This is a genomic window from Polynucleobacter sp. AP-Elch-400A-B2 (assembly GCF_018688355.1).
GTDB lineage: Bacteria > Pseudomonadota > Gammaproteobacteria > Burkholderiales > Burkholderiaceae > Polynucleobacter.
This window is the reverse complement of the sequence record NZ_CP061317.1, coordinates 535055-556343: the sequence shown is the minus strand read 5'-3', so window position 1 is coordinate 556343 and position 21289 is coordinate 535055. Positions and strand designations below refer to the sequence as shown.

The 21289-nt window shown below is 47.1% G+C and carries 17 protein-coding genes and 1 tRNA gene; 10 read left to right on the top strand and 8 right to left on the bottom strand.

Annotation, left to right across the window (positions count from 1 at the left end):
• Position 1 precedes the first annotated feature (1 nt).
• Positions 2-1765, bottom strand: a complete 1764-nt coding sequence (gene msbA / locus FD977_RS02935) for a lipid A export permease/ATP-binding protein MsbA (protein WP_215306188.1) — start codon at positions 1763-1765, stop codon at positions 2-4.
• Positions 1766-1775: 10 nt separating this feature from the next.
• Between msbA and FD977_RS02930 the strand changes: the two genes are divergently transcribed.
• From FD977_RS02930 to FD977_RS02920, 3 genes are read left to right on the top strand one after another with little or no spacing between them, the layout of a single operon-like run.
• Entirely contained in the window at positions 1776-2555 is a 780-nt protein-coding gene (locus FD977_RS02930; RefSeq protein WP_215306186.1) for a glycosyltransferase family 2 protein, read from the top strand.
• Positions 2552-3331: a glycosyltransferase family 2 protein gene (locus FD977_RS02925; protein ID WP_215306184.1), complete on the top strand. Its 780-nt coding sequence runs from the start codon at positions 2552-2554 to the stop codon at positions 3329-3331. The genes FD977_RS02930 and FD977_RS02925 overlap by 4 nt, the downstream gene beginning before the upstream one ends.
• A 20-nt stretch (positions 3332-3351) precedes the next feature.
• Entirely contained in the window at positions 3352-4509 is a 1158-nt protein-coding gene (locus tag FD977_RS02920; protein WP_215306182.1) for a glycosyltransferase family 9 protein, read from the top strand.
• A 22-nt stretch (positions 4510-4531) separates the two neighbouring features.
• On the opposite strand, the gene dnaE is transcribed toward FD977_RS02920, so the two are convergent.
• Positions 4532-8158, bottom strand: a complete 3627-nt coding sequence (gene dnaE / locus FD977_RS02915; protein ID WP_215306180.1) for a DNA polymerase III subunit alpha — start codon at positions 8156-8158, stop codon at positions 4532-4534.
• Between the two features lie 15 nt (positions 8159-8173).
• Between dnaE and gluQRS the strand changes: the two genes are divergently transcribed.
• Complete coding sequence (gene gluQRS, locus FD977_RS02910) at positions 8174-9127, top strand: tRNA glutamyl-Q(34) synthetase GluQRS (protein WP_251369527.1); 954 nt, start codon at positions 8174-8176, stop codon at positions 9125-9127.
• Here the strand turns inward: gluQRS and FD977_RS02905 are convergent.
• The 3 genes from FD977_RS02905 to FD977_RS02895 all read right to left on the bottom strand — a co-directional run bounded on the left by FD977_RS02905 (position 9114) and on the right by FD977_RS02895 (position 12201).
• A complete protein-coding gene (locus FD977_RS02905; protein ID WP_215306179.1) occupies positions 9114-10532 on the bottom strand; it encodes a DEAD/DEAH box helicase in 1419 nt (472 codons plus the stop codon). The genes gluQRS and FD977_RS02905 overlap by 14 nt on opposite strands.
• A 6-nt stretch (positions 10533-10538) precedes the next feature.
• The gene (locus FD977_RS02900) at positions 10539-10946 is read right to left on the bottom strand and encodes a heme-binding protein (protein ID WP_215306177.1); all 408 of its coding nucleotides are present in this window, start codon (positions 10944-10946) and stop codon (positions 10539-10541) included.
• A 70-nt stretch (positions 10947-11016) separates the two neighbouring features.
• On the bottom strand, positions 11017-12201 hold the full coding sequence (locus FD977_RS02895; RefSeq protein WP_215306175.1) for an alanine--glyoxylate aminotransferase family protein: 1185 nt from the start codon (positions 12199-12201) through the stop codon (positions 11017-11019).
• A gap of 179 nt (positions 12202-12380) precedes the next feature.
• Here FD977_RS02895 and FD977_RS02890 point away from each other — a divergent pair, with 179 nt between their 5' ends.
• Together FD977_RS02890 and FD977_RS02885 are read left to right on the top strand one after the other, a co-directional pair.
• On the top strand, positions 12381-13064 hold the full coding sequence (locus tag FD977_RS02890) for a GntR family transcriptional regulator (RefSeq protein WP_251369526.1): 684 nt from the start codon (positions 12381-12383) through the stop codon (positions 13062-13064).
• Positions 13061-16138: an FAD-binding and (Fe-S)-binding domain-containing protein gene (locus FD977_RS02885; RefSeq protein ID WP_215306173.1), complete on the top strand. Its 3078-nt coding sequence runs from the start codon at positions 13061-13063 to the stop codon at positions 16136-16138. Before FD977_RS02890 ends, FD977_RS02885 begins: the two co-directional genes overlap by 4 nt.
• Before the next feature lie 19 nt (positions 16139-16157).
• Here the strand turns inward: FD977_RS02885 and FD977_RS02880 are convergent, their stop codons facing one another.
• Genes FD977_RS02880 through queG form a run of 3 tightly spaced genes read right to left on the bottom strand, consistent with a single transcriptional unit; the run spans position 16158 to position 18428 of the window.
• The gene (locus tag FD977_RS02880) at positions 16158-16499 is read right to left on the bottom strand and encodes an AzlD domain-containing protein (RefSeq protein WP_251369525.1); all 342 of its coding nucleotides are present in this window, start codon (positions 16497-16499) and stop codon (positions 16158-16160) included.
• Between the two features lie 17 nt (positions 16500-16516).
• The gene (locus FD977_RS02875) at positions 16517-17302 is read right to left on the bottom strand and encodes an AzlC family ABC transporter permease (RefSeq protein WP_215306169.1); all 786 of its coding nucleotides are present in this window, start codon (positions 17300-17302) and stop codon (positions 16517-16519) included.
• A gap of 22 nt (positions 17303-17324) precedes the next feature.
• On the bottom strand, positions 17325-18428 hold the full coding sequence (gene queG, locus FD977_RS02870; RefSeq protein WP_215306167.1) for a tRNA epoxyqueuosine(34) reductase QueG: 1104 nt from the start codon (positions 18426-18428) through the stop codon (positions 17325-17327).
• Positions 18429-18471: 43 nt separating this feature from the next.
• On the opposite strand from queG, the gene tsaE reads away from it, so the two are divergent.
• From tsaE to FD977_RS10865, 4 genes are all read left to right on the top strand, one after another.
• Entirely contained in the window at positions 18472-18984 is a 513-nt protein-coding gene (gene tsaE / locus FD977_RS02865; RefSeq protein WP_215306165.1) for a tRNA (adenosine(37)-N6)-threonylcarbamoyltransferase complex ATPase subunit type 1 TsaE, read from the top strand.
• A gap of 2 nt (positions 18985-18986) precedes the next feature.
• On the top strand, positions 18987-20324 hold the full coding sequence (locus FD977_RS02860; protein WP_215306163.1) for an N-acetylmuramoyl-L-alanine amidase: 1338 nt from the start codon (positions 18987-18989) through the stop codon (positions 20322-20324).
• A gap of 86 nt (positions 20325-20410) precedes the next feature.
• Positions 20411-20486: transfer RNA gene (locus FD977_RS02855), tRNA-Lys, on the top strand.
• A 289-nt stretch (positions 20487-20775) separates the two neighbouring features.
• Entirely contained in the window at positions 20776-21285 is a 510-nt protein-coding gene (locus tag FD977_RS10865; RefSeq protein WP_215306161.1) for a type IV pilin protein, read from the top strand.
• Positions 21286-21289 lie beyond the last annotated feature (4 nt).

Below are 21289 nucleotides of genomic sequence, written 5' to 3'. Positions count from 1 at the left end.
ATTAAGCGTTCGAAAACTGAATACGATGCAAGTTGGCATATAGGCCATCTTTAGCAATTAATGCTTCGTGTGAGCCATTCTCAATCACATGACCATGCTCTAGAACCACAATCCGATCAGCATGCTCAATGGTTGATAGGCGATGGGCAATAACTAAAGTAGTTCTACCAGCCATCAAGCGCTCCAAGGCATCTTGTACTTGACGCTCGGATTCAGAATCTAGCGCTGACGTTGCTTCATCCAAAATCAGAATAGGCGCATCTTTGTAGATAGCTCTTGCAATAGCTAAACGCTGACGTTGACCGCCTGATAGACGATTTCCGTTATCACCAATTTGGGTGTCAATGCCCTCGGGCATTTCTTTCATGAGCGCAGATAAGTTTGCCGCTTCAAGCGCTTCGATGACACGTCCACGATCAACACCATCCGCGCCGGTAGCGCCATAGGCTACGTTTGCCGCAATACTGTCATTGAATAAAATGACATCTTGACTCACAAAAGCAATCTGCTTTCGCACATCAGCCAGCACAATATCCTCGAGCGGAATATCGTCCAAGAAAATTTGTCCGCTGGTCGGCTTAAAGAAACGTGGCAATAAATTGACCAGCGTAGATTTACCACCGCCAGACGGCCCTACAAAGGCAACCACTTCACCGGGCTTAATATTCAAACTCACGCCAGTGAGAGCATCTTTACGTCCAGCCTCTTGCTGGTAAGAGAAGCCGACATCTTCAAACCGAATTCCGCCCCTGGCTTTGCCTAGAGGCTTCATATTCTCTTTTCGAGATTCATCCTCCTCAATAGGTTGATCCATAAGGGTGAAGATCATTTCCGCAGCAGTCAAGCCGCGCTGCAAGGGCTGATTAATATCAGCCAGATGCTTAATCGGGGAGATCACCAACAACATGGCAGTAATAAAAGAGGCAAAGCCACCAACCGTAGTTCCCTCGGTGGCTGACTGCATTAAGGCAATGACTAAGACGATAGACAGCGCCATAGAAGCAATGAGTTGGGTAATTGGCTGATTCAGACCGCCAGCAACCGCTGATTTCAAAGCAAATTGGCGAAGGCGATCTGCTTTTTCCATAAAGCGGCGCATCTCGTACTCCTCTGCGCCATGTACCTTCACAATCTTATATCCAGCGGCTGACTCTTCAACGATATAAGCGAGCTCACTCGTCATTGTTTGCTGCTCACGATTCAGCGAGCGCAAGCGTTTATTAATTTTTCCAATGATGAAAGCGATGATTGGGAAAATCATCAGCACTACCAATGTCAGCTGCCAATTTAAGTAAATCAGATAGCCAATCAATCCGACCACTGTAAGGGAATCACGTACCAAACTAATCAACATGCCACCCATAATGGAGAGGGCATTATTTACCTCAAAAACTACCGCATTAATTAAGCTGGATGCAGAGTTCTTTTGGAAAAAAGTAGTGCTTGAATGTAATAAGGCTTGAAACATCTGCATACGCATCTTCAGCAAAACAATGTTGATGACACGATTTAAAAGATAGCTAGATAAAAATTGCGCCATACCCCGCACAAAAGCTAGGCCGACCAAGAAAACTGGCACCAGCCAGAGTTTTTGATCCATCTGGCCAGTAAAACCTCGATCTAGCAAAGGCTTCATGAGGGCCGGAATAGAGGTTTCTGCGCCAGCAACCAGCGCCATGGCCAATAAAGATCCAATAATTAAGCCAATATGGGGCTTAAGGTACTGAATTAAGCGATTTAGGGCGGTACGGTCTTGAGCATTCATATAATGAATTATGCCCACCTTATCCGTCATACTCATCACTCGCAATGAAGAAGCCAATTTGGTCGATTGCTTGGCCTCCCTGGAGGGGATTGCCCAGCAAATCGTGGTGGTCGATACCAAAAGCACGGATAAGACCCTAGAAATCGCCAAACACCATGGGGCAATCATCAGCCAGCCAGCAGATTGGCCTGGATTTGGGCCTCAAAAGAATCGCGCCTTAGACCTGGCAACTGGCGAATGGGTGCTCTCTTTAGATGCTGATGAGCGCCTTACCCCGGCCCTCAGAAGTGAGATTCTGACAGCTATTCATCATTCAGCCCATGTTGACTGTTTTGCAATTCCACGCCTATCTTGGTATTGCGGACGTTTTATTCGGCATTCTGGCTGGAATCCAGATTATGTAGATCGATTATTTAAGCGCGGTACTGCCCGCTTCTCAGATGATCTGGTTCATGAGCGACTGATTCCTAGTGGGCAAGTTGCCAAGCTAGAAAATCCGATGCTGCATTACAGCTTCATGAACTACTCGCAAGTGCTCCAGAAGCTAGATCGCTATTCAACAGCTTCAGCAGAGCAGGCATTTTCTAAAGGCAAAAAGAGTAGTCCTTTAACTGCAGTGCTTCATGGTATCTGGGCTTTTACTCGAACCTACTTCATACGACTTGGTTTTTTAGACGGCCCTCAGGGTTTTGCATTGGCAATCTCGAATGGCCAAGGAACCTACTATCGCTACATGAAGTTATGGCAATTGCACCAAGAAGTAAACCCCAATCGTTCTGCTAGCAAATGATCTCCGTTCTTCTGGCGACCTATAACTGGCCGCAAGCCCTCAAACTCTGTCTTGAGTCACTTAGCACTCAAACCGATTTAGATTTTGAAATCATCATTGCCGATGATGGTTCCACCCAAGATACAAAAGACCTCATAGAAGCAGCCCAAAAAAATTTCCCAGTAAAAATCACCCATCTCTGGCAAGAAGATCAAGGTTTTCGCAAGACCCGTATTCTCAATCAAGCCATTCAAGCAGCGCACGGTGACTATCTCATATTTCTTGACGGTGATTGCATTGTTCAGCCGGACTTTATTGCACAACACTGTTTACTTTCTCAGGCGAACCATCTAGTGACAGGTAGTCGTGTATTACTGAACAACGAACTCAGCAAGCAGTTACTTTCATGGCCACACTGGGATTTCAAGAAATTCACTGATAACTTATTAAGCTATCGACTATCCGGTGGTATCAATAAGTACTGGCCTCTTACAATCAAGCTGGGTGATGGTGCCTGGCGCAACTACAAAAAATTTGTCTGGCGCCGTATTAAAGGCTGCAATATGGCCTGCTGGAAAGTTGATGCCCTGACCATAGGTGGATTTGATGAGACTATGACAGGCTGGGGGCATGAAGATGCCGATTTTGTTTTTAGACTTCAAAACACAGGCTTGATTCGTAAATCTGGGTCTTGGGCAACTGAAGTGCTGCATCTCTACCACCGTATCAACGATCAATCCAATGCCGCAGAAAATGCACGTCGCGTCCGTGAAAAAATTCTGGCTAAAGCTCGGTAGGATTGAGTTACATTAGCCCCATGACTGCATTCTCAGCACTGAAGCCTAAAAAAGTTTTATTTATTGCGACTCGCCAAATTGGGGATGTCCTTGTCACTACACCGCTCATTTCACAAGCTCGTGAATTGTGGCCAGATGCGGAGTTTCACTTTTTAGGCTACCGCGGTAAGCTTGAGATGCTCAAAGGCAACCCCGATATTACCCAGATAATCGAAAGTTCTGACCGCCCCAAACTCAAAGAGTATTTCTCTTTACTTTTCACACTCTTTCAACGATATGACCTAGCAGTAGTCACCCAACCCAGTGATCGCGCCTATTTTTATGGTCTCGTAGCAGCTCATCACCGCGTGGGCGTGCTGGGCGGCCATCCTCAAGGCCTCACTGAGCAAGATAAGACTAAGAAAAGTAAAAGTGATAAACAAAATGCCTGGAAAAAGGCGATCAGCTTGCACACAGTTGACGTAGATTATTTTGCGCAACATGTCATTACTGAAAAGCTTCGTCTACTAGAGATCTTTTATAAAAATCCACTGGAATTATTTAAGAAACCAATCTCAGTAACAGCTCCCGCTGGTGATCCGATTACCCCAAGCATTGCTGCTCAACTTCATTCACCTTATGTCGTAGTGCACCCTGGACCTTTAACCGCTTATAAGCGTTGGCCACTTGCGTATTGGCAAACATTGCTGACATGGATTACAAAACAAGGTTGGCAAGTGGTGCTGAGCGCATCCCCGGCCAAGCAAGATCTACAGCTCAATCAAGATATTCTTTCATTGCTTAATGAAGAAACCCGTAAGCATGTCGTTAATACCGCAGGCCTACTCTCTATCCCACAGGCAGGAACGCTGATTCGTGGAGCGATAGCTTATGTTGGGGTAGATACTTCTATCACTCACCTAGCAGCCGCATGCAATACACCTACCATTGCCTTATTTGGCCCAACGCCACCTACCAACTTTGGGCCATGGCCTAACGGTTTTGTTGGTGAACAGCCGTATCAATTAAGAGCTCGCTCGCAGACGGTTGGTAATGTCACAATCTTGCAAGGGCCTGGTGAATGTGTTCCCTGCCGCAAAGCGGGTTGCGAGGATCGCGCAAGTAGCAATAGTGAGTGCTTGGACAAGTTAGACCCAAATCAAGTAATCGAAGCACTGCAAAACGCAATGAAGAAATAAAGAAAATAAAACTGATACGCGCTTAGAGGTACTGAACTTGAACGGTATTGGATTGCTTGGCTGCCAAAATTTGATTCAAGCTGTGCAAGCAAGCATCATCTGGATAGATGCGCAACTCATCTGGGAACTGCATTAGACAGGCTCCACCACTAGTGGTTACTGCAGCAGTAAGCATCAAACCCTTCATGCCTTCGCTAGCGCTTGGCATAGAGGCTGCTGAAGGACCTAACCTGGGATCGCGTACCCGATTACTCATCAAGTAAGGTCCGATTTGGCTTCGTAAGGATTGGAGATCAATTGCTGAATCGATTGACAGATGCAGGTTACGCGCAAAACGCATACGGGCTCCCGTCATATCCATCACCGCCTCAGAAACAATTCGTACCCCACCAGAAAACTTATCGGGAGTGATATTAACCTTGGCCACCAGCAACTCATCTTCTTTGAGCCAAGAACGATTGGGTTCATAGACTTCACTATAGAGTGTCACTTCAATCGCAGCAGTACCGTCATCAATTGTTGCAATCATCATGCGGCCACGCTGACCAGTCAGCATCCGAGCAGAGGTAATAATGCCAGCGATCAACTGATCCTTGCCCTCGGTCACTTTGACTAATGGCTGGCGAATGAAATGCGCCGTCTCATCACGATAGGCATCGAACATATGACCGGTCAAACAAAGTCCTAGGGCGCTTTTCTCATCTTGGAGACGTTTCTTTTCAGACCAAGGTAATTCGCGGACTAGCTCTGGCAAATGACGATCATCTTCTCCCGCCACCTCAAACAAACTCACTTGATTAATTGAAGCTTCAGCTTGTTCGGCAGCCTCAATTGCGCGCGCAAGAGAAGCCAATAGAGTAGATCGAATATCGTAAGGATTACCACCAGCAGGAATGGAGTCCTTATACAAACTATCAAAGGCGCCAGCACGCATCAATGCCTCAATGGCGCGACGGTTCACCTGCCTACGGTCAACGCGCGCACAGAAATCAAATAGGTCCTTAAAAGGGCCGCCGGACTCGCGCGCTTTCACAATTACTTCGATTGCCGCTTCACCAGTTCCTCTTACTGCGCCTAATCCATAACGAATATGACTAATAGGGGAATCCGGCGGCGCATCGGGTGCACGCAATGGCGTGAATACATAAACGCCAGTATTGATATCAGGTGAGAACACGCGAATATTATTTGCTAAACAATCGTCATACAGAATCTTCACCTTATCGGTGTCATCCATTGCGAGCGATAAGTTGGCTGCCATAAATTCAGCTGGGTAATAGGCTTTGAGCCAAGCAGTTTGATATGCCAAGAGCGCGTAAGCAGCAGCATGGGATTTATTAAATCCATAGCCTGCAAAACGCTCCATCAAGTCATAAATCTCGTTGGCTTTGCCTTCAGTAATGCCGCCTACTTTTGCACCATCACTAAAAATTTTGCGATGCTGTGCCATCTCTTCAGGCTTCTTCTTACCCATCGCGCGACGCAACATGTCTGCGCCACCCAGTGAGTAGCCGCCGATCATCTGCGCCATCTGCATCACCTGCTCTTGGTAGACCATGATACCGTAGGTTTCTCGCAGAACCGGCTCAATACGCGGATCCGGATACTCTACTTTTTGCCGCCCGTGCTTACGTTCAATAAAGTCCGGGATCAAGTCCATTGGGCCAGGACGGTAGAGCGCAACGAGTGCAATAATATCTTCGAAGCGGTCAGGCTTAGCCTCCCGAAGCATGCCTTGCATGCCACGACTTTCTAACTGGAAGACGGCGACTGTATTAGCATTCTTTAAGACTTCAAAAGCCTTTTCATCATCGAGCAGAATTTCACCGATGCTCCAATCTTTACGGTCGGCATGTAGCGTCTTAATCCACTTCTCAGCGGCTGCCAAAATCGTTAAGGTGGTTAAACCCAGGAAGTCGAACTTCACTAAGCCGATCGCCTCCACGTCATCTTTATCAAACTGACTAATGACTGAACCGCTCTCTTGGTCCTTAGAGTCTTTCGCCTCTTGCGTATACAGCGGGCAAAAATCAGTTAGGCGACCTGGTGCAATTAATACACCACCCGCATGCATACCCACGTTACGGGTCATGCCTTCTAATTGCTGTGCAAGAGTTAAAAGCTGACGCACTTCATCTTCATTCTTTTCACGCTCGCCTAATTGCTTCTCTTCCTTCTTGGCCATTTCAATAGTCATGTACTGACCTGGCTTGTTTGGAATCAATTTTGCGATACCGTCAACGAAGTTATAGCCCTGTTCAAGCACGCGGCCCACGTCACGAATCGCCGCTCTTGCAGCCATGGTCCCGAAGGTAGCAATTTGACTAACTGCATCTTTTCCGTATTTATCTTTTACGTACTGAATAACGCGATCGCGCCCATGCTGGCAAAAGTCAATATCGAAGTCGGGCATCGATACCCGCTCAGGATTTAAGAAGCGCTCAAAGAGAAGGTTGTAACGCAGTGGGTCAAGATCGGTAATACCCAATGAATAAGCGACCAAAGAGCCAGCACCCGATCCTCGGCCTGGGCCTACTGGTACGCCATTATTTTTCGCCCAGTTAATAAAGTCCGCAACAATCAGGAAATAACCTGGGAAACCCATTTGAGCAATCGTCTTCACTTCAAAGACAAGGCGCTCGTGATAGCGAGCCTCTTCCTTGGCACGCTCAGCAGCATCCGGGAAATTGCGCTCCATATGGCGCTTCAAACCAATCTCTGATTGCTGCAATAAATAATCGTCGAGCGTAATACCCGGTGGCGTTGGGAAATCTGGCAAACGCGGCTGACCCAAAGTCAAAGAGAGATTACAGCGCTTGGCAATCTCCACTGAGTTTGCGAGTGCGACTGGTAAATCTGCAAAGCGCTTTTCCATCTCCGCTTGAGATAAAAAATATTGCTCTTCATTAAATTTCTTGGTGCGACGAGGATTGCCTAAAAGCTCACCTTCAGCAATGCAGACTCGAGCCTCATGGGCTATGAAATCACTACGCTGCATAAATTGCACAGGATGTGTGGCAACAATCGGTAAATCCATTTCACTGGCAAGGTGGCAAGCCAGCTGGAGTTGCTGTTCATCCTGAGGATGACCACCGCGCTGTACTTCAATGTAAAAAGCATTTGGAAATAAGCTTGCCCAACGCTGAGCGGCATCTTTAGCTAAATCTTCTTGACCAGCCAAGAGTGCAGCACCGACATCACCCCAACGTCCTCCTGAAAGCGCAATTAATCCATAGGACAGGGTTCTTTTTGCAGCTTTATCTTCAGCCTTTGAGGCTGGCTCACTAAACCATTTGAGATCAACCTCAGCTCGACCTCGGGATTGATTCTCGAGGGAGGCCTTACTCAAGAGCTGGCATAGGTTGAGATAGCCAGAGTGATTTTGAACCAAGAGTAATAAACGATGAGGTTGATCTGGATCTTGAGGATTACTCACCCAAACATCTGCGCCTGCAATTGGCTTGATTCCGCCAGAGCGTGCAGCAGTATAAAAACGGACCAAGCCAAATAAATTACTTAAGTCAGTGAGAGCCAAGGCTCCCATGTCATCTTTTTCAGCAGCCGCAATCGCAGCGTCAATGCGAACGACACCATCCGTAATCGAAAACTCGGAATGGACGCGTAGATGAACAAAACGGGGTGAAGCCATGAGATCATTTTAGCTGTGCCGAACTTCAAAAACCCCTCACCCCCAGCCGACGGCTATCGCGGGCGATTTGCACCCTCGCCCACCGGCCCGCTTCACGCCGGATCGCTCGTTGCCGCCCTAGGAAGCTGGTTAGATGCCCGTAAAAATCAAGGTAAATGGCTACTCAGAATTGAGGATTTAGATACTCCCCGCTGCGTTTCTGGGGCGGATCAAGAAATCCTGCGCCAATTGCTTGCTTGCGGCCTTACTTGGGACGAGGAGCCAACTTGGCAATCTCAGCACCAAGAGCGCTATAAAAAGGCTCTGGAGCGCTTAAATGAGCTCCAAATCGTCTATCACTGCACTTGCTCCCGACTAAGTATTGCAAACGCCCTAGAAGCTCGTGGCGTTATGACTCCCCGCAATCAAGAGATGGTTTACCCCGGAACCTGTCGCCCCCATCAAATTGGTACATACGATGAAGGAGAGATAGCATCGACCGAAGTGGCTTGGCGACTTGCTCTACCACCAGGGCTCACTATTGATTTTGATGACTTAGCCCTGGGTAAGCAAACTCAAGACCTCATTCAAGAAGTTGGGGATTTTGTCCTGCGTCGCCGGGATAGCATATTTACCTATCAACTAGCCGTCGTAGTGGATGATGCTGAGCAAGAAATTACACACATTGTGCGTGGGGCAGATTTACTGAACAATACAGCACGACAAATATATCTGCAAAGGGCCTTGGGATATGTAACTCCAAGTTACCTACATCTACCCTTAGTGCTTGATGAATATGGCGAGAAACTCAGTAAGCAAACTCTGGCAAGCGCCATTCATACTGAGAATACGCAGCAGACTTTACAAGAGTTACGTAAGGCCGCAAAGCATTTAGGGTTGAAGGATCTACCAGATAGAAAAGAAACTTCGATTGCTGAGTGGCTATTAGCAGCCACCCAAGCCTGGAACAGAAAAATTACTTCTTCTTAAAGCCGCCAAGTAAAGCGCCAACGGCTGGTCTAGCAGGAGTAATCCCCACTTTTTTCTCTGTAGGATTTACAGCCTCTGATGCTGGCTTCACTGCAGCACTGGACTCATAAGGCTTGTAGAAAAATGGGTCTGACATTTTTGCTGGCGCATCTGATCTCGACGAATTCCTACTGGGAGCGGGGCGTGAGCTGCCCTCAGGCAATGGCTGAATATCTAACTTTCGCTTCATCAACTTTTCAATATCGTCAAGTAAACGTTTTTCACTAGCATCGACCAGTGCAATTGCATCGCCTTTACTGCCAGCGCGACCTGTACGGCCAATACGGTGAATAAAATCTTCCGCATTAAATGGCAATTCGTGATTAATCACACAAGGCATAGACGGAATATCCAAACCACGTGCAGCTACGTCAGTAGCAACCAAGGCCTCGATCGCTCCAGATTTAAATGCATCTAAAGTAAGAGTGCGCTCACCCTGACTCTTATCTCCATGAATCGCGCCCGCTTTAATGCCATCACGCTCCAATGAGCGAGCGAGCCTTGCACAACCTAAACGGCTGTTGGTAAAGATGATGCACTGACGAGATAGGCCTTGACGAGTCCGCGCTTCAAGCACTTTCACAATCGCCTGCTGCTTATCAGCACTAGCCACCATATGAACTACTTGCTTAACAGTATCTGCTGCAGCATTTTGACGCGCCACTTCAACAGTCACTGGTGTGCGCAAATAACTTTGCGCCAACTTCTTAATCTCTGGTGAAAACGTAGCTGAGAACAATAAAGTTTGGCGCTGAGCTGGAATCAAATCAATGATGCGCTGTAAGTCAGGCAAGAAGCCCATGTCGAGCATGCGATCGGCTTCGTCTAGCACCAGAATTTCTACTTGAGATAGGTTGGCTACTTTAGAACCAATATGATCAAGCAAGCGTCCCGGGGTAGCAATCAAAATCTCTACGCCGCCACGCAGTGTGGCCACCTGCTCTTTCATATCCACGCCACCGTAAACCACGGCAGCACGCAAATCGGTGTGCTTGGAATAACTTGCTGCATTCTCGGCAACCTGAACAGCCAGTTCCCGTGTTGGCGTTAATACCAAAGCACGGATTGGATGGCGAGCAGGTGAAGCACTGCTACTAGCATGACGCAGAATCTTTTGAATAATGGGCAGTACAAAAGCGGCCGTTTTACCTGTACCCGTTTGAGCCGCACCCATCAAATCGCTTCCCGCCAAAACGTGCGGGATGGCTTGCGCTTGAATCGGAGTTGGAATACTGTAACCCTGCTCAGATACCGCTTTTTGAATCTTTGGATCTAAACCAAAGTCAGCAAAGGTAATTGTTGCCGGGGTGGCGCTACTTTCAGTACCGCCGGTAGGAGAATTTATTTCAGGAACAGTATTTGTCAAGGTAACTTACAGAATGGCTGCAATGCCGGCCTTTGCGGTTTCGGCATCCTCAGTCGATTTAACGCCGGAAACGCCGACTGCGCCGATGGTAAACCCGTTTACCTCGATATTGACGCCACCTTCCAACATGCCCGAAATATGCGGGACAGATAAAAAGGAAGTGCGGCCATTATTAATAATCTCTTCATATACACGACTCTCGCGCTTACCCATTGCAGCAGTACGCGCTTTTTCTTGAGCGATGTAAGCGGAGACAGGAGCGCATGTATCGCGACGGATCAAACCTAACAAGTGACCACCGTCGTCACAGACGGCAATCGTCACAGCCCAGTTATTTGCTGCAGCATGCTTGTCAGCTGCATCCAAAATCTTTTGAACATCAGCCTGGGTTAAATACGGTTTAGTTGCTAACATGATTAATCTCTCTGTCTCTAATGCTATTGGTATATATGGTGAATTATAGGTTGAGTCCGTCTACCAAGCCTTACTTTAGATACTCTTGGGCTGCAACTACACCGCTGGCCTTGGGTTTATAGCCAATAGCGCTAAAACTCATCTCCACACCGCTTAAGGCAGCCATGAGGCTTAGTTCATTGCAGTCGCCAAGGTGGCCGATACGGAAAATCTTACCTTTGAGCTTGCCAAGGCCAGTTCCGAGCGAAAGATTGAACTTTTCTAAGGCATGTTTACGCAGAACATCCGCATCCATTCCTTCTGGAACTACGATTGCTGTCAATACTGGTGAATAGGCATTGGGATCTAAACACTGGTTCTCCAGACCCCATGCGGCAACCGCACGACGACAAGCTTCTGCCAAACGTTGATGACGAGCAAAAATCGTATCCAAGCCCTCGGTCTGCATCATATCGATTGCTTCATGCAAACCATACATGAGATTGGTACTTGGTGTGGTTGGCCAGTAGCCCGTTTTATTGGATTCTAAAATTTCATCCCAAGCTAAATAGGCTTTTGGAATTTTGCTGTGCTTGCTTGCTTCGATCGCCCTTGGTGACAAGGCATTAAAGCCGATACCCGGAGGCAACATCAACCCTTTTTGCGAGCCTGAAACAGTTACGTCAGCACCCCATTTGTCATGTTCATAGTCGGCAGAACCTATGCCGGATACGCTATCAACCAGTAAAAGTGCTGGATGCTTTACATCATCAATCGCCTTACGAACAGCAGCAATATTGGATGTAATCCCAGTGGAAGTTTCGTTATGCACTACGCAAACTGCTTTAATTTCGTGCTGAGTATCTTTGCGTAAGCGCTCCTCAATCACGGATGCATCAACACCCCAACGCCAAGTATCGGCACCTGCTTTGCCCACTACCTCAACTTCAATGCCAATCTTTTTAGCCAAAGCACGCCACAAGTTTGCAAAGTGGCCAGTTTCATAAAACACCACCTTATCGCCAGGATTAAGAACGTTAACTAAAGCCCCTTCCCAAGAACCAGTTCCAGAAGCTGAGTAAATAATGACGGGTTGCTCTGTCTTAAAAATCTTTTTAATGCCATCCAAAACCTTGAGACCAAACACACCAAATTCTGGGCCACGGTGGTCGATGGTTTGATAGCTAATTGCCCTCAAAATGCGGGAAGGCACTGGGCTTGGACCGGGGATATGTAAGAAATGACGCCCCGAGAGGTGGTTATCTAGTTTTAGCATGCTGAGTCTCGCTTGGTTTTTGTAGTTAATCTTGCGGGCAAGTGTAAGGCACTTTTTGCTAATTTACAATTTTGTATGCAAAATATTTTCTGAATAATCAAAAAATAAGCTATTTACAGCGTTATTTATACTTATAGATGCGTTATAGTGATTATGTATACAAATTTAAGGCATTTCAAATGATGCTCCCAACACCAGCAAATACACAAAACTTGCATGAAGCCATCTTCCTTAAGCTCAGAGCTTTATTGGTAGAGGGCTCCATTGCTCCAGGAAGCAAACTCAATGAACGCGAGTTAGCAGAGCAGCTCAATGTCTCACGTACTCCTATCCGCGAGGCGATTCGACGTCTAGCTGCCGATGGCCTGGTTGAATTGATCGCCAACCGTGGCGCTATTGCCATTCAACTGAGCAAAGACGACATCATTCATACCTTTGATGTGATTGCCAATTTAGAGGGCTTCTCTGGAGAGCTCGCAGCACAAAATATTAGCGATCAAACACTAATTGAACTTGAAGCACTCCAATACGAAATGATGGCCTCGTATGCCCGCAGGGATTTATCTAGCTACTACCGGCTCAATCTTCAGATTCACCAAGCTATTAATCACGCAGCGAACAATCCCGTACTCAGCCAACTATTTAGCCAAGTCAATGCTCGCATTGAAGCACTTCGCTTTCGCTCGAATCAGGATGGTGTTAAGTGGGAAAAAGCTGTCGAGGAACATCAAGAAATGTTGGACGCATTAAAGGCACGCGACAGCGTACGGATGCGTAAAGTCATGATGCAGCATGTGATGAATAAGCGTGATGTCGTTATTCAATTGCTTGACTCAGAATCTCAAGAGAAGGTTGCGGCATGAACAAGCCAGTCGATTTGCCATTGCCAGAATTCGTTGCCAACAAGGCGGAGCTTGCTAAGCGCCTGAAACAAGAAACTTCTGGCGAGGTTATGACGGATATAGCCAGTCGCGGACGTTATGCAACCGATGCATCGATCTATCAAGCCATGCCTGTTGCTGTTTTTATTCCTAAAACAGCCGAAGATATTGCGACGGCAATTCAGATTGCAGCTGACCTAGATATTCCAGTTCTACCGCGTGGTGGAGGTACCAGTCAGTGCGGACAGACTACTGGCACATCACTTGTCATCGATAACACTAAATACTTTCGTAAACTCCTGCATGCAGATCCCGCCAAGGCCACAGTAATTGTTGAGCCGGGTATGGTGCTCGATCACCTCAACGCTGCACTCAAGCCACACGGCCTTTGGTACCCGGTAGATGTTTCTACCGGAGGGCAAGCAACCATTGGTGGCATGGCGGGTAATAACTCTTGCGGCAGTCGATCAATCGCTTATGGCAACATGGTCCACAACGTTTTAGGTATTGATGCTTGGTTATCAAACGGCCAAGTAGCTAGCTTTGGAAATTACGCCCACAGTTCTGGCGCTGCAAAACAATTGGGTGACTTTGTTAAGGGTCTCGCTGACAAGCTCCAACCAGAAATCGAAGCCCACTTTCCTAAAGTATTACGTCGTGTAGCGGGCTACAACCTAGATGTATTCCATCCACAAAGCGAACTTCCCTACACTCAAGACGGCAGTGTCAATTTGGCGCACCTTTTGGTGGGTAGCGAGGGCACATTAGCGTATTTCAAATCACTTGAACTCAAGTTAGCGCCATTACCGCAACACAAAGTGCTTGGAGTGGTGAACTTTGCAAGCTTCTTCAAGGCAATGGATAGTGCACAACACATCGTCAAACTTGGGCCTACTGCTGTCGAGTTAGTCGATCGCACCATGATTGACTTAGCGCGCCACAATCCGAGCTTTAAGAAAACCATTGAGACTGCGCTGATTGATGCTAGCGCTCAAACACCTGAAGCCATCTTATTAGTAGAGTTCTCAGGGGAAGCGCATGCGCCCTTACTTGAAAAATTAAAGTCTTTACAAGATCTGATGGGTGACCTGGGTCTACCAGGCTCGGTAGTTTCGATGCCTGACGCCAGCTTACAAAAGAACCTATGGGAAGTGCGTAAGGCTGGCCTGAATATCATGATGAGCCTCAAGGGCGATGGCAAACCAGTCAGCTTCATTGAGGATTGTGCAGTCCCACTAGAGAATCTTGCCGAATACACTCAAGCACTCACGGATGTGTTTTCTAAATACGGTTCACGTGGTACTTGGTATGCGCATGCTTCCGTCGGCACCCTCCACGTCCGCCCTATTCTAGATATGCGTCGTGATGGTGCGCAAAAGATGCGAGCAGTTGCTGAAGAGGCATCTGCTCTGGTTCGTAAGTACAAAGGTGCCTATAGCGGTGAGCACGGCGATGGACTCTGCCGCGGTGAATGGATCTCCTGGCAGTTTGGCCCAAAGATTACGCAAGCCCTTGCTGAAATCAAGCATGCCTTTGATCCAAGGGGATTATTTAATCCCGGCAAGATCGTGAACCCGCCAAAAATGGATGATGCGAGCAACTTCCGCTTTCCGCCGAGCTATAAAGTCATTCCGCTGCAGCCAGCCTTAGATTGGTCTGCCTGGAATGTACAGAACAATCCCGTTACTGAAGAGACCAGCGCACCAGGCACTGGCGGCGATCCAGCGATGGGTCTAGCCAAAGCAGTAGAGATGTGCAACAACAATGGTCATTGCCGCAAGTTCGATGCGGAAGTGATGTGCCCAAGCTATCGCGTTACTCGTGATGAAAAACACCTCACCCGTGGTCGTGCCAATACCTTTCGTCTCGCACTGTCCAATCAACTGGATATTAAAAGCGAGAGTTCACCCCTCGGTAGCGATGCCGTTAAAGAAGTGATGGAACTTTGCGTTAGCTGCAAAGCTTGTCGCCGTGAGTGCCCTACTGGCGTTGATATGGCAAAGATGAAGATCGAGTTTTTATCTGCCTACAAAAAGCGGACTGGTCATACGATGCGCGATCTCGCGGTTGCCTACCTACCGAAATATGCTCCCATCATCAGTAGTATTCCAGGACTTCCCACATTACTCAATATTCGCAATCACATTACGCCGATTGCTAAATTGCAAGAATGGCTCATGGGCATTTCTGCACAAAGAAGTCTGCCGATTTGGAAAGCAAAAACCTTTTGGAATAATCAGAGTGCTATTGCACACTATCAATTTACGCCCGCAGAACTCAGTAAAGTCGATGCGAATGGTAATAAGGGAGTGGTGTTATTGGCCGATACCTTTAATGCCTACTTTGAGGATGAAAACTTACGTGCAGCTCTGCAAGTTTTAGAAGCGGCTGGCTATCGTGTTCACATTCCTCAAAAGACTAAAACTGAGACTAAGAATGTCAATACTTGCTCTAAAGAATTTTGCTGCGGTCGCACTTACCTGGCGGCTGGCATGGTCGATAAAGCTAAAGCAAGCCTGGATGAATTAGTCAATCATCTAACTCCTTTTGCAGAAAAAGATATTCCCATAATTGGTCTAGAGCCTTCCTGTCTTTTCACATTAAAGGATGAAGCATTAGTGATGGGCTTTGGTGAGCGGGCAGTTACTGTAAGCAAGCATGCACAACTCTTAGAAGAATTTCTAGCTAATGAGGCCAAGGCGGGCAAACTCAAGTTGTCACTAAAAACTGCAACGCGCCCAGTGCTGTTTCATGGTCACTGCCATCAAAAAGCATTTGCTGCCGTTACGCCGGCAATGGAACTTCTGAGATTAATTCCGAATGCAGAGCCAAAGCTGATTGAGTCTTCCTGTTGCGGTATGGCTGGTAGCTTTGGTTACGAGGCTGAGCACATTGAAGTGTCCAAGCAAATGGCAGAAGCTAGCCTTTTACCTGCGATTCGTAAAGCACCAGATAGTTGGGTGGTTGCAGATGGCACCAGCTGTCGCCACCAAATTGCTGATGGCACCCAAAGAGACGCGGTACATATTGCCAAAATCTTGGCAGCCCATCTCTAGGACAGCTCGTCAATACGAATTAACGAATAACGCCGTAACCCACCATGAGCAGGGTCCCAGTCAACAAGGCTGGGACTAATCTTTTGGCAGGATTAGATACCATCACGCCAACCGCTAAAGCACAAATCAAAATACGCACCCATAAGGGGACGGTTGCCATTAAACCTAGTGGCATGACGATCAAGCGTATTGTGAGTGCAGCCACCATGGCGTAAGTTACGGCAGCTAACCAACGAAAAATTTCGCTCTCTTGATTAATACTCTGCGAGAGAAATACCCCGATCGCACGACAGAAATAAGTGCCTAGACAAGCTCCAACTAAAGCGATCCAAAGACCCCAACCGGAAAGAGATTCGCTCATTTGATTTAAGGCTTCCATTAACCAAGTACTCCCGCTTTTTTGCGCAAGAACTTTCGATCAATGTAGTAGGCAATAGTTCCAGCTACTAAACCAGAGCTTAATAAGCTTGTATCGGGATCCACTATAAAAAAGATTGGGCCAAAAATGCAACCCATGAACAGGGCAATTCTATTGATCCAAGGCTTCACTTCAGTAAAGGTCAATAAGAAAAATAGTGGATTGATAAACACCAACCCTAAAGTCACTGCGGGCGGCACCATCCCTGCCAAGTAAAAACCTAAAATTGTTGCAGGAACGGAGATTAGCCAGCACAGCAAACCTAAGCCAACAAAGTAACTCAAGCGATGTCTAGCTTCAATCGCCTGAAATTCCCGCATCGAAATCGCCCAGGCAGTCATGGCCAGCAAATGTACCGAAGCATAAAGACTACGATTGCGATTACTTTGATGAAACTGCGGGAAGAGTGTCACCGTCATAGTAATGAAGCGTGTAGAGGTTAGGGTCACTGCTAAGGCAATTGCCAGTACAGATGAACCGGTAATCGCCATCTCGAATAGAACAACCTGCCCTGGTAAAGCGAACATGAAAAATGAAGTAGAGGTGGTGAACCACACATCAAAACCATTGGTTTTACCCATCGCTCCAAAACCCACCATGCCGGCAAACAGTACCGCTGCAGGTGCACCAGCTGCATCTCGAATGCCGGACCAAAAAGCATCACGCGGGTTTTTAAAGCGCTGAACCGCAGTCTCTGCTAGCGGGATTTCGCTAGGATCTATATAAGGCTGCTGTGAAGATGACATGGTTTGATTGTAAGGCTTATGGCTACGCTGACTGCCCCAAAGCCCACTGAATATGCTCTGCCACCAAGGAGTCTGCACTCTCCAGCGCTGCGCTGAGGGTATGACGGATAGCATCCTCGTCTACTCCGCTAGCCAAGGCATTACCCAGAGCTACGGCGAGATTGCGACGCCAGCGGCTATAACCAATCCGACGAATGGCACTGCCCTCATGACGCTGATTAAACTGCTCTTCCGTCCAAGACCAGAGTTGTAAGAGACTCGCCCTCCCAAGGCCATGGCGTTCAGCAAAGTCTGGTAAGGCTGTTCGTTGTGCAAATTTATTCCAAGGACAAATCAATTGGCAGTCATCGCATCCGTAAATGCGATTGCCCATTGCTCTACGAAACTCCACCGGAATAGCATCTGGATTCTCAATCGTCAGATACGAGATACAACGTCGCGCATCTAATTGGTAAGGCACGGTAATCGCTTGCGTAGGACAAATGTCGATACAAGACTGACAAGTTCCACAATGCGACTCCTGCTCTTGATCTACGGGCAATGGAACATCAACTAGGATTTCGCCTAAAAAGAATGTCGATCCAGATTCACGATTCAGCAACAAAGTATGTTTTCCTCGCCAACCCAAGCCCGCCTTACGAGCCAACTCCACTTCCATCAAGGGTGCAGAATCAGTAAACACGCGATAACCAAATGCTCCAATCTGTTTCTCAATCAACTGGGCAAACTCTTGTAAACGATTGCGCATCACCTTGTGATAATCGCGCCCACGGGCATACATCGATACCACTGCTTGAGTAGGATCTCTCAATCTATCCCACTCATGGTCAAAGTCTGTTACTGGGGATAAGTAATTCATGGTGACACAAATGACCCTCACCGTACCCGGAACTAAGAGGGCTGGGTCAGAGCGTAATTGAGCATGTTTGGCCATGTATTCCATCTGACCGTGCCGCCCTTGTTCGAGCCAGTCATTCAGACGCTCAGTTGCGACGCCAAGATGGGTGTCAGTAATGCGCAAGTCATCAAAACCCAATTTTCGAGACTGCTCATCCAGCCATGCACGCAGATTGGCATGGTCAACGGAGACATAGTCAACAGAGCGAGGTATTTGAGAGGAAGTCATTAGGAATACAGAATGTAGCTTAATAATTGAATAAACTAGGCAAATGGCTCAGAATTCATTTACCCAACATTGTAGGCAAGAAGCGGACACAGCTGCCTTAGCGCAAAAGCTTGCCTCCAGCCTTGGCCATCTTTTCCAAGCCAATCAAAGCGTTCACCTCAATATCTCCCTAGAGGGCGATCTTGGGGCCGGCAAGACCACTTTTGCCCGCCATCTCATACAAGGCCTGGGATATGGGGGTCGAGTGAAGAGTCCAACCTACACCTTATGTGAACCCTACCCACTAATTATCGATAGCAAGACCCTAGCAATCAATCACTTTGATCTCTATCGCATGCGAGATCCCTTGGAATGGCAAGAGTCTGGCTTTGCAGAGCATTTTGATGAACCTGGATTCTGTTTAGTGGAGTGGCCAGAAAAAGCTGAAGGGACGCTGCCTGCTTTTGATATTGAAATTCATCTGATGGCTGGTACAAATGAAAATGAAAGAAATATCACCTTCCAAGCAAACTCAAGCCAGGGAATAATTGTTCTCGAGAAGATGCGTATCCAGTAGAGATGAGTAAGCCGCCTATTAATTTCTCCAGAAGAAAGCATCTCAAAACTTCAGCAAAGATGCTGGGCTTTATTCTCTTCTTCAGTGAGGCAGAGATTGCTTGGGGAGCTAAGATCTTGGGGGTACGCATTTGGCCCGCAGAAGATTACACACGCATCACACTGGAGTCTGATAAAGCATTGCCGATTACCCAACAACTACTTACCAACCCCGATCGCTTGGTGGTTGATGTTCAAGGTATGGAACTCAATTCCACCCTGAAAGATTTAGTCGCTAAAGTCAAACCCAATGACCCTTACGTTTCACAAATCCGGGTGGGGCAATTTCAACCAGGCATGGTCCGCTTGGTATTTGACCTCAAAGAGCCTGTGAAACCTCAACTCTTTACCTTAGAGCCCATTGCGGAATATCAATATCGTATGGTGCTAGATCTCTACCCAACTATCCCGCCAGATCCCCTGATGGAGTTAGTCAAGAGCAGCGCCCGTAAAGAAAGTGCTCTAGAAAAAGCCAATGAAGAAATCGACTTGATTGCACAATTCGCAACTAAGAGAGAGAAAGAGGCTCCGAGGGCGCCAGTGGCCCAAGCTATCCCAGACGTAAAAGAATCTTCCGTAAAAAATAAACATAAGCGCCTTATCACCATTGCAATTGATGCAGGCCATGGTGGAGAAGATCCAGGTGCTATTGGCACCATGGGCTCCAAAGAAAAACACGTAGTGCTATCGATTGCCAAACGCTTACGCGACAAAATTGAGAGCGACCCCTATATGCGCCCGTTTCTCACGCGAGATGGCGATTACTTTGTGCCGCTCCACACCAGAGTTCAAAAAGCACGTCGCGTCGAAGCCGATCTGTTTGTCTCCATTCATGCTGATGCCTTTATCGAACCGAGAGCAAAAGGTGCCTCAGTCTTTGCCTTATCTCAAATGGGTGCCAGCAGCACAACAGCACGCTGGATGGCTAATAAAGAAAATGCATCCGATCTCATTGGTGGCATCAATATCAAAACACAAGATAAGCAGGTGGCTAATTTATTACTTGATATGTCTACTACTGCCCAGATCAAAGACTCACTTCAAGTGGGTACTTCCATCCTCAAGCAAATCAGTGGATTTGCGCCCTTACATAAAGCAAAAGTTGAGCAAGCCAGCTTTGCTGTTCTAAAGGCCCCCGATATTCCATCTATTTTGGTAGAGACTGCCTTTATCAGCAATCCCCAGGAAGAAGCGCGCCTCAATGATGATGCTTACCAAGACCGAATTGCTGAAGCGATTATGAGGGGAATTAAGGACTATTTTTCCAAAAATCCACCCGTTGCCAGACGCGCAAACGCATAGCGCTCTTGTAAGTACAAGGGCTTGACGGCAGACACCTACAGACCCGGGGGCACCCATAAACTTCTTGCTATAATCTTCTTTTTACTGGGTCGGTAGCTCAGTCGGTAGAGCAGCGGACTTTTAATCCGTTGGTCGCGAGTTCGAATCTCGCCCGACCCACCAAGCATTACAAGGGGTTGCCGTCAGGTAACCCCTTTTCATTTTCTAGCACTGTGTAGTAAATGTACACCTCGCTCTAAATGGCATAAAAAATGATGCCTAGAATATCTGTTTAATTACCAAAAAATCAATACTGAGATCCAATCGTCACTGCGCTAGACATTAGCGATTCGTTGGACTTTGAATGACTACTAAAGACCAATTTTGAGTTGCCATATTTGAAAAACTGATTTAATTATGGTAATTTTAGATAATTATGACAAACTTTTTAACAACTAAGACTGGAAGATCAATGCGCACTAAACAGACTGGCTTTTCTCTGATCGAACTACTCGTTGTCGTTGCCATTATTGGAGTCCTAGCCGCAATCGGTATCGTGGGCTACCAAAAGTATATTGAATCAAGCAAAAAATCAGTCAATATTGCCAATGCGAGCACCTTAGCAAGAGGAATGGCAGCAGAACTTATACTTCCGAACGGACTCTGTAATCAGATGTTTGCTGCAATTCGATTAAATGGCCCATCTAATGCAGGAACTTGCGCTTACTCAATAATGCAAGCCAACCCTATGAAAAATCCATATACTGGGCAAAATTATTACCTTTCTAATTTTATGAGCAACACAATCTCTTCGGAGAATTTCTGCGATGCCTCTAATCCTAGCTTAAATACCCCCACCCCAGGGATTGCTGATGCGCTTGGCGGATCAGTTCGGGTTGGGGTAATTGGGAATAAGGTTGTTGTTGGAGCCTGTCAGCCGGATGGCAGTTCGCAAATCTTCAACGTGACCGAATTGCCCTGAACAT

Excerpts from the sequence above, each read along its gene's own strand:
- msbA (WP_215306188.1), bottom strand. The coding sequence starts at position 1,765 with ATGAATGCTCAAGACCGTACCGCCCTAAATCGCTTAATTCAGTACCTT.
- FD977_RS02930 (WP_215306186.1), top strand. The coding sequence starts at position 1,776 with ATGCCCACCTTATCCGTCATACTCATCACTCGCAATGAAGAAGCCAAT.
- FD977_RS02925 (WP_215306184.1), top strand. The coding sequence starts at position 2,552 with ATGATCTCCGTTCTTCTGGCGACCTATAACTGGCCGCAAGCCCTCAAA.
- FD977_RS02920 (WP_215306182.1), top strand. The coding sequence starts at position 3,352 with ATGACTGCATTCTCAGCACTGAAGCCTAAAAAAGTTTTATTTATTGCG.
- dnaE (WP_215306180.1), bottom strand. The coding sequence starts at position 8,158 with ATGGCTTCACCCCGTTTTGTTCATCTACGCGTCCATTCCGAGTTTTCG.
- FD977_RS02900 (WP_215306177.1), bottom strand. The coding sequence starts at position 10,946 with ATGTTAGCAACTAAACCGTATTTAACCCAGGCTGATGTTCAAAAGATT.
- FD977_RS02895 (WP_215306175.1), bottom strand. The coding sequence starts at position 12,201 with ATGCTAAAACTAGATAACCACCTCTCGGGGCGTCATTTCTTACATATC.
- FD977_RS02890 (WP_251369526.1), top strand. The coding sequence starts at position 12,381 with ATGATGCTCCCAACACCAGCAAATACACAAAACTTGCATGAAGCCATC.
- FD977_RS02885 (WP_215306173.1), top strand. The coding sequence starts at position 13,061 with ATGAACAAGCCAGTCGATTTGCCATTGCCAGAATTCGTTGCCAACAAG.
- FD977_RS02880 (WP_251369525.1), bottom strand. The coding sequence starts at position 16,499 with ATGAGCGAATCTCTTTCCGGTTGGGGTCTTTGGATCGCTTTAGTTGGA.
- FD977_RS02875 (WP_215306169.1), bottom strand. The coding sequence starts at position 17,302 with ATGTCATCTTCACAGCAGCCTTATATAGATCCTAGCGAAATCCCGCTA.
- queG (WP_215306167.1), bottom strand. The coding sequence starts at position 18,428 with ATGACTTCCTCTCAAATACCTCGCTCTGTTGACTATGTCTCCGTTGAC.
- tsaE (WP_215306165.1), top strand. The coding sequence starts at position 18,472 with ATGGCTCAGAATTCATTTACCCAACATTGTAGGCAAGAAGCGGACACA.
- FD977_RS02860 (WP_215306163.1), top strand. The coding sequence starts at position 18,987 with ATGAGTAAGCCGCCTATTAATTTCTCCAGAAGAAAGCATCTCAAAACT.
- FD977_RS10865 (WP_215306161.1), top strand. The coding sequence starts at position 20,776 with ATGCGCACTAAACAGACTGGCTTTTCTCTGATCGAACTACTCGTTGTC.